Below are 9,234 nucleotides of genomic sequence, written 5' to 3'. Positions count from 1 at the left end.
GGATTTACTCTTCTTTTTTTATATTTTGTCTCACATCAATTGTAACACTACAAATTTTAATTGGTCTATACTTGATAACAGTAGAAATTATCAAATATTTATGCTATAATAATTAACGGAATACATCTGTATTACTATCGAACCAAATTTTAAGGAGAAAAGTTTAATATGCTTGTAGATAAACCATTAAAGCTGTTTTCATTAAATGCTAACATTCCATTAGCAAAACAAGTAGCGAAGTCACTAGGAGTAGAATTAAGTAAATGTAGTGTAAAAAAATTCAGTGACGGAGAGGTTTCAATTAATATAGAGGAAAGTGTACGTGGTAGTGAAGTTTTCGTATTACAATCAACTAGTGGCCCTGTAAATGACAATTTAATGACTTTATTAATTATGATAGATGCACTTAAACGTGCTTCAGTGGACACAATTAATGTTGTAATCCCTTATTACGGATATGCACGTCAAGATAGAAAAGCAAGAAGTCGTGAACCAATTACTGCTAAATTAGTAGCTAACTTATTAGAAGTAGCAGGGGCAGATCGTGTAATTGCATTAGATCTTCACGCACTTCAAATTCAAGGATTCTTTGATATTCCAGTAGATCACCTTATGTGTGTACCAATTATTGCGAAATATTTCAAAGAAAAACTTCCAGATATGGAAGAAGTTGTTGTTGTGTCACCAGACCACGGTGGTGTAACACGTGCTAGAAAACTAGCAGATGCATTAAATACGCCAATTGCAATTATCGATAAGAGAAGACCAAAACCAAATGTTGCTGAAGTTATGAATATTGTAGGTAACATTGAAGGAAAAACATGTATTCTTATTGATGATATTATTGATACAGCGGGAACAATTACTTTAGGAGCTCAAGCACTTAAAGATAGAGGAGCAAAAGAAGTTTATGCAAGTTGCTCACATGCTGTATTAAGTGGACAAGCATTAGATAGAATTGAAAATTCTCCAATTAAAGAGTTAGTATATGCTAACACAATTGATATACCAGAAGAGAAAAAATTAGATAAAATGGTACCGTTATGTGTAGGTGATCTAATTGCAAAAGCAATTTACAAAATCCACAATAACGAACCTGTAAGTGTTCTTTTTGAATAATAATTAATTAAATTAATCTTTAAAGAAGGCAGCGGTGTCCGTTGCCTTCTTTAAGTCGTATATTCGATAGTAAAAAAAATAAAAGTGAGGATAATTTATGAAATTAATAGTTGGATTAGGAAATCCAGGTAAACAATATGAAAACACAAGACATAATATTGGATTTATGGTACTTGATGAACTAGCTAAATCTTGGAATGTAAGTTTTGATAAAACAAAATTTAATGCTGAATATGCTATAGCATATCATAATGGAATTAAATATTTATTAGTAAAGCCAACAACTTATATGAATCTTTCAGGAGAAGCGGTAGGTAAGTTTTACGATTATTTTGAAATTGATATTGAAGATATATTAATAATTTATGACGATTTAGATACAAAAACTGCAAACTTTAAATTAAAAGCTAAAGGAAGTAGTGGTGGTCATAATGGAATTAAGAGTATTATTAGCCACTTAGGAACAGAAAAATTCAATAGATTGAAAATTGGAATAGATAGACCAACACCGCCAATGAAAGTAGTTGATTATGTCTTAGGAAGATTCTCAAAAGATGAAATGAGTGAAATTGAAAAAATTTATTCTAAGAGTGTAAACTGTATTGAAGATTTCTCAAAAATGAGTTTCGTAGATTTAATGAATAAATATAATTAATAACAATCGCAGCAAAAGGTGCCGTCCCAGAAGTTCTAAATTTCAAAAAGTTTATATGTGAATTTATAGATGAAGTGGACTATAGATATCTAAATATTCTTTATAAAAGTATGTTAGATATCTAATAACCTTTGTGGAGTCTCGATAGAATCGATTTTTCTGAAATCGTGATTTTTGAGTCACTCCCTTTTTGCTGCTATTTGTCGTAGAAAGGAGCGTACATGATAAAAGATAGTCTTTTGGAAATTGTTAATTTACAATTTGAGAAGAAACATAAAAATATAGGTGTATATGGACAAAATTTAACAACACGTGCTTTGGAGATATATAATGAGTATAAACAAAGTGATAAGAGTGTTGTGGTGTTATCACAAAGTAAAGCAGAGGCTGAAGAGTTATTTGCAATTTTAAGTGATTTCGAAGGAGAAACATATATTTATCCAGAAATCGATATATTAAAACGTCATACATCTAAAAGTAACGATCTAGTCCAAAATTCAATAAAAGTACTTGAAAACCTAGTTCATAATATACAAAGTATAATTATTATTCCAATAGAAGCTATATACAGAACGGTAAAAAATCCTAGTGATTTCAAAAATAATAGTTTTGAAATTAATGAGGACACTGTTATAAGTTTTGATGAATTACAAAGAAAACTTGTAAATATGGGGTATAGAAGAGTCGAAAGTGTTGATGTAGTTGGAGAGTTTTCAAAAAGAGGTAGTATAGTCGATATTTTTAGTCCTCTGAGTGAAAAGCCGATACGATTAGATTTCTTTGATGATGAGCTTGATAGTATGAGGATTTTTGATGAAATTACTCAAAGATCTCTAGATAGAATCGATAGTGCAGTTATTTATCCAACAAGTGATTTTTTCCTTACTTCTGAAGAAAAAGATATAGTTGTTGAGAGGATACTTACTAAGTTAAATGATACAAAATTAAGAGAAGAAGAAAATTACCAAGAGATTAGTACCTATCTTCAAGAAAAAATAGAAATTTATAAAGCAACTGGGGATTTCAGTGACTTAGAGAGTTTCTCAAATTTAATTTATGAAAATACATATAGTATTGCTGATTATTTAAATGATGACACTATAGTCTTCTATGATAATTATCATAAAATTTTAGAAAAAATAGAAGAATTAAGAGAGTACTTTTTAACGAGTTTGCAGGAGATGAATAGAAGTTATATTTATCAAGATGTAATAGATAATATAGCATTCGAAAAGATTCAAAATTTAGATACTAGAAAATACTACTTGTCTACTTTAAAACTAAATGACAAGATTATAGAAAAAAACTATAACTTAGATATAATCGACTTAGCTTATTATTCTAGTGAAGAGTATTTAGCTAAAGAAATTAGAGAGAAGATTACAGATAAATACAAAGTAATTATTTCATTAAACACTCAAAAACAAAAAGATTATGTAGAAAAGGTACTATTTGATAATTATTTTTATGATGATATTTATTATGGTGTTAAAGAAGGAAAAATTTTTATTGATGTTAATAAATATCACCTTAAGGGGTTAGAGGATAGAAAAAATAAAATATTCCTATTAACACCACGTGAACTATTTACTGAAGAAGAAAGAAAAAAACGTCGCGTAAAATTTAAATATACTAACTCAGAAAAAATTAGAAATTACCAAGAACTAAATGTTGGTGATTATATCGTTCATGTTAGCCATGGGATAGGACTATACGAAGGAATAGAGAATGTTGAAGTTGGTGGAGTATATAAAGACTTCTTGAAGATTGTCTATGATGGTGGTGATATTATATATGTAGATATAAATAATATGAACTACATCCAAAAATATACCGCTTCTACTGATAATAGAAAACCAGCATTAAATAAACTTGGTACAAAAAACTGGCAGAAGACTAAAAGTAGAGTCCGTAAAGAAATTGAGGGTATATCCGAAGATCTTATTAAGTTATATATTAAACGCGAATTAAGTTCTGGATATGCGTATAGCTTAGATGGAAGTATGCAGTCTGAATTTGAAGCTGATTTTGCATATACACCAACGGATGACCAGGTAAAAGCTACTGAAGAAATTAAAAGGGATATGGAAAAACAACGTCCGATGGATAGACTTCTATGTGGAGATGTTGGTTTCGGTAAAACAGAGGTAGCGATGAGGGTTGCGTTTAAAGCAGTTACTGATAATAAGCAAGTTGCGGTATTAGTACCAACAACTCTTCTTGCTGAACAACACTACGATAATTTCGTAAGTAGATTTGCGAATTTCCCAGTAAATATAGAAGTAGTAAGTAGGTTTAAATCTGCAAAAGATATTACTGAAATTTGTAAGAAACTTGAAGAAGGTAAAATCGATATAATTGTTGGAACACATAAACTATTAAATGACAAATTTAAATACAAAGATTTAGGCTTATTAATTATAGATGAAGAGCAACGTTTTGGAGTTAAGCATAAAGAAAAAATAAAACATCTTAAAAATACTGTTGATGTACTTACTCTTAGTGCCACGCCAATCCCAAGAACACTGCATATGAGTTTAATTGGAATTAGGGACTTATCTGTAATAGAAACACCACCAAGAGAACGTCAACCTATCCAGACATTCGTAACAGCTCAGAATAAAATGGTTATCAAGGAAGCGGTTATGAATGAGGTAAATCGTGGAGGACAGGTTTTCTATGTTTATAATAGAGTAGAGACAATCGATGAGAAGTACCTAGAACTAAAAAGATTATTACCTGATATTAACATAGCGTATGCACATGGACGCATGAGTCAAAGAGAACTTGAAAATATTATGACTGATGTCATAGATAGGAAATATGATATGTTAATTTCTACTACTATTATTGAGACTGGTATTGACATTTCAAATGTAAATACACTAATAGTAGAGGATGCTGATCGTTTTGGATTAAGTCAATTGTACCAACTTCGTGGACGAGTAGGTCGTAGTAGTAGAGAAGCATATGCTTACTTGATGTATGAACCGTTTAAATCGTTAACTGAAAACTCAGAGAAAAGATTATCAGCAATTAAGAACTTTACATCTCTAGGAAGTGGGTTTAAGATTGCTATGCAAGATTTATCGATTCGAGGTGCAGGTGATGTACTTGGGGGAAGACAGCATGGTTTCATTGATTCAGTAGGTTATACGCTATATTCTCAAATGTTAGAACAAGAAATTCAAGAGAAAAAAGGAATTTTAGAACCGTTATTAGAACAAGATCGAACACAAGATGTTAGTTACTATGAGAATATAATTAAAGAAGCTGCTCCAAAAATTAAGAAAGATATTTTTGAAGTTAAGACAGATGATCTAGAAATTAAACTTAACGTTGATGCCTTCATTCCAAAAGAGTATATTACTAGTGATGCAGATAAGATTGATTTCTATAAGAGATTAAATAATGTAGTTAGTGATGAAGAGATAGATAGCATCGTTGAAGATTTGATTGATAGATTCTCTGATTTTGGAGAAGAAGTTAATAACTTAATTGATATTTGTTACCTTAAAGTTATGGCGAAAAATACTATGGTAACTAGCATTAAAGAGTTAGCCAATAAAGTAGTTGTAACTTTTGATAAAGATGTTATGAACAGTCTTAAAGGAAAAGAATTATTTACAGCTTTAACGCCGCATAAGGACACACGTATCGTTGCAAAAGATGGATTCTTCCTTGAAATAGATAAAAAAGAAAGATATAGCGTTAGACGCATAAGAGAAATGTTGGCTTTAGTAAACAATAATCTGGAGGGTGAACATGAATAAAAGTAGATGCTCTTGGGCGAAAGATCCATTAGATATTGAATATCATGACAATGAATGGGGAAGAGAAACTCATAATGATCAAATGTTATTTGAATATCTAATACTAGAAGGAATGCAAGCTGGATTAAGTTGGTCATTAATACTTAAGAAACGAGAAAATTTCAAACGTGCTTTTGATAATTTTGATTATAGTATCTGTGCTAATTATACTGATGAATACCTAGAATCGTTAAGACAAGATGCGAGTATAATTAGAAATAAGTTAAAAATATATTCTGTTAGAAAAAATGCTGTAGCATTTCTTAAGGTTCAAAAAGAATTTGGAAGTTTTGACAAATATATCTGGAGTTTTACAGATTATAGAAAAATCAATAATAAAATTGAAAATTACAGAGACGCACCGAGCGAAACTGAACTGTCTATAAAAATAAGTAAAGATATGAAAAAAAGAGGATTTAGTTTTGTAGGTAGTACGATAATTTATAGTTACATGCAGGCTATTGGAATGGTAAATGATCATGAAAAAGGATGTTTTTGCTATAAAGAATGTTGCTAATAAATTTGATTAGATAGGTATTTTGAATATTGTAATTAATAAGTTAGCTTGTCTAATTTAGATATAACTTTACTTTATAGAAAATACCGTCTATAATATATAAGTATGTTTAATTTTAAGATTGGATTTTATAAATGGATAAGAGAACTATTAAAATTGAAGAAATAACCGACAATAAAATTTTTGTTAAAACATTTTTAGAAGAAACAAAAAAAATACAAGAAATTCCTAAAATGCCTAAGTGCGAGTTTTTACATATAGGAGCAACGAGTACTACCCAGGTGTTAGGAGAAAAAATTGTAGATATGCTTGTTGTTGTAGAAAATTTACATGAAATAACAACATTTGATGAAAAAAGACTAAATAATATCAGTTATCATAGAATAGCTCATAATGGAACTAAAGGCGTAATAAAATATGCTAGAATTATCGATTATCTAACAATGAGCTATGATGTTGTATTAAATGTAGTGCAACGTGATACGGAAATACATAAAGATTTTATAAAAATTAAAGAAGTTTTTAATGATGAAGTTTTAAAAAATGAATATAATTCGTTTAAAAATAATAATAAAGAACTTTCGTTTAAAGATTATTCAACGAAAAAAGTAATATTTATAAATGATATGTTAAAAAGGATTGAAAATAATGATTAAAATAAACAATATTGAGGAGATTCTTGAAAATAGTGAAGTGCTATATAATGAACCTCTAAGAAAATATAGTTTTACGAAAACGGGTGGGAACGCAGAAGTTTTAGTAAAAATAACAAATGAACAAGATTTACAAAATGTTATTAAATTTAGCAACGAAAACAACATAGAACTAACTATTTTAGGAAATGGTTCAAATGTGTTAATATCAGATAAGGGTATTGCAGGAATTGTAGCTATTACTAGTGATATGAATAAGATTGAATTATTAGACGGTGATGTTATTTCTTGTTATGCGGGACTAACATTAAAAGAACTTACTGATTTTTGTATAGAAAATAGCCTAACTAATCTTGAATTTTCATGTGGTATTCCAGGAAGTGTTGGTGGAGCAATCTTCATGAATGCTGGAGCATATGGTGGCGAAATGAAGGAAGTTGTTCAAAAAGTTGAAGTTTTCACTAGAAATGGTGAAAAGAAAATATATACTAATGAGCAAATGGAATTTTCATATAGATATTCTGTAATTCAAGAAACTAAAGAAATCATATCTAAAGTGTATTTCCAAATGGAAAAAGGAAATAAAGAAGATATTATCTCTAAAGTAGAAGAATTAAATAAAATGCGCTCAGATAAACAACCTTTAGAATACCCTTCATGTGGTTCTGTATTTAAACGACCAGAAGGATATTTCGCAGGAAAATTAATTCAAGATGCAGGATTGCAAGGATTAACTGTAGGTGGGGCACAAGTTTCAAAAAAACATGCAGGATTTATGGTTAATATAGATTCAGCAACATGTGAAGATTATAAAAACTTAATTAAAGAAGTTCAGAAAAAAGTACTAGAAGATTCAGGTGTTGAACTTGAGTGTGAAGTTAAAATATTAGGTGAATAAAAAGGAGTGACTCAAAAATCGTGATTTCGGAGAAATCGATTTTGTCGAGTCACCCTCGCACAGTTTATTAGATGTCTAAAAAGCTTTTATAAAGCGAATTTAGATATCAATAAACCACTGCGTCTATGAGTTCACATATGAACTTTGTTAAATTTGAGGGCTGGATTAGCCCTTTTTTTATTTCACATTATCTATAAATTTTTTATACTGCGCTAGATTTTGTTCATTTTTATTATTTGTTTTTGGTGTATAGAATGTTCTTCCTACTAAGTTATCCGGAAGATATTGCTGCTTAATATACCCTGTCGGATGACTGTGAGGATATTGATAACCAACACCACGATTAAGTTTATCAGCACCATAGTAATGTGCATCTCTTAGATGATCTGGAATTATAAACTTTGGATTTGTTTTAGTTTCGTGTAGTGCATTGTCGATTGCCATATAAGCGCTATTAGATTTTAACGAAAGGGCTAATTGGATAACCGCATTAGCCAGAGGTATTCTTGCTTCAGGTAGTCCAAGCATTTTCGCACTTTCAATCGCAGCATGAACAAAAGGTCCAATGTTTGGATTAGCAAGTCCTATGTCTTCATAAGCAATAACACTCATTCTGCGATAAATAGTGTCTAAATCACCACTATCGATTAAAAGAGCTAGGTAGTATAACGATGCATCTACATCACTTCCACGTATGGACTTTTGAAAAGCACTAATAATATCATAAAAAGCATCACCATCTTTATCATAGGCTTTGAATTTTCCTAGGGATAAGTTTAATAGCTTATCATTTGTGACAATTTCACCTTCACTTGATAAATTATATAAAATTTCAAAAGTATTTAAAGAGAATCTCAAATCACCAGAAGAGTTTAAAGCGATTGTTTTAAATACATCATCTTCTATTTTTAACTCTTTCGGGAATATTTCTTTACTGTTCGATATTTTTTTCAGATATTCATAAATATCATCATTAGAAACTTGTTGTAATTCGAAAATAATTAATCGCGATCTAATTGCAGGATTAACAGTATGATATGGGTTATTTGTTGTGCACCCAATAACATAAATATTGTCAAACTCGATTTCAGGAAGTAGGATATCCTGCATAGGTTTAGTTAGTCTATGAAATTCATCAAGAAGAAGGATAACTTTTTTAAATCTTTTAGATTCTTCTATTACTGCAGTTAAATCCTTTTTTGTACAATTTACAGCATTTAATATTTTAAATTTATAATCTAGTTCATTAGCTAATGCATTAGCAATTGAAGTTTTTCCAGTTCCAGGGGGACCATATAGAATAAACGAGAACATTTTTTTACTTTCTACTATTTTAGTAAGAACTTTTCCATCACCAATTAAATGATGTTGACCGATAATATCATCGATTTTACTTGGACGTAATTTATTAATAAGTGTTTCCATGGTTCCTCCTTTAATTTTATTATATACAATTTATTATATCATAAGAATGACTAATGATGGTAAGAGTTTAATTAAAATCATAGAATACTGTAGAGTTAATATGTACATTTGTAAATGATGTGAGACAAAAAAAGTTAAAAATAAATACCTGATAT

General features: G+C 29.6%; 7 protein-coding genes. 6 read left to right on the top strand and 1 reads right to left on the bottom strand.

The window, feature by feature from the left end; genetic code table 11:
• Positions 1-168 precede the first annotated feature (168 nt).
• The 6 genes from RYK99_RS08335 to murB all read left to right on the top strand — a co-directional run bounded on the left by RYK99_RS08335 (position 169) and on the right by murB (position 7,654).
• Complete coding sequence (locus RYK99_RS08335; protein ID WP_003146418.1) at positions 169-1,119, top strand: ribose-phosphate diphosphokinase; 951 nt, start codon at positions 169-171, stop codon at positions 1,117-1,119.
• Between the two features lie 97 nt (positions 1,120-1,216).
• Complete coding sequence (pth, locus tag RYK99_RS08330; RefSeq protein WP_003146417.1) at positions 1,217-1,774, top strand: aminoacyl-tRNA hydrolase; 558 nt, start codon at positions 1,217-1,219, stop codon at positions 1,772-1,774.
• Between the two features lie 221 nt (positions 1,775-1,995).
• Entirely contained in the window at positions 1,996-5,547 is a 3,552-nt protein-coding gene (gene mfd, locus RYK99_RS08325; protein WP_314991744.1) for a transcription-repair coupling factor, read from the top strand.
• Positions 5,540-6,103, top strand: a complete 564-nt coding sequence (locus tag RYK99_RS08320) for a DNA-3-methyladenine glycosylase I (RefSeq protein WP_314991742.1) — start codon at positions 5,540-5,542, stop codon at positions 6,101-6,103. The genes mfd and RYK99_RS08320 overlap by 8 nt, the downstream gene beginning before the upstream one ends.
• Before the next feature lie 134 nt (positions 6,104-6,237).
• Positions 6,238-6,759: a GrpB family protein gene (locus RYK99_RS08315; protein ID WP_314991740.1), complete on the top strand. Its 522-nt coding sequence runs from the start codon at positions 6,238-6,240 to the stop codon at positions 6,757-6,759.
• On the top strand, positions 6,752-7,654 hold the full coding sequence (murB, locus tag RYK99_RS08310; protein WP_314991738.1) for a UDP-N-acetylmuramate dehydrogenase: 903 nt from the start codon (positions 6,752-6,754) through the stop codon (positions 7,652-7,654). Before RYK99_RS08315 ends, murB begins: the two co-directional genes overlap by 8 nt.
• Before the next feature lie 177 nt (positions 7,655-7,831).
• On the opposite strand, the gene RYK99_RS08305 is transcribed toward murB, so the two are convergent.
• Positions 7,832-9,079 carry a replication-associated recombination protein A gene (locus RYK99_RS08305; protein WP_314991736.1) on the bottom strand — a complete coding sequence of 416 codons (1,248 nt, stop codon included), beginning with the start codon at positions 9,077-9,079 and terminating at the stop codon, positions 7,832-7,834.
• Between the last annotated feature and the right edge of the window lie 155 nt (positions 9,080-9,234).

Source organism: uncultured Gemella sp. (genome assembly GCF_963537375.1).
GTDB lineage: Bacteria > Bacillota > Bacilli > Staphylococcales > Gemellaceae > Gemella.
The sequence above is the reverse complement of the archived record's forward strand: the minus strand, read 5'-3'. Positions and strand labels throughout refer to the sequence as shown.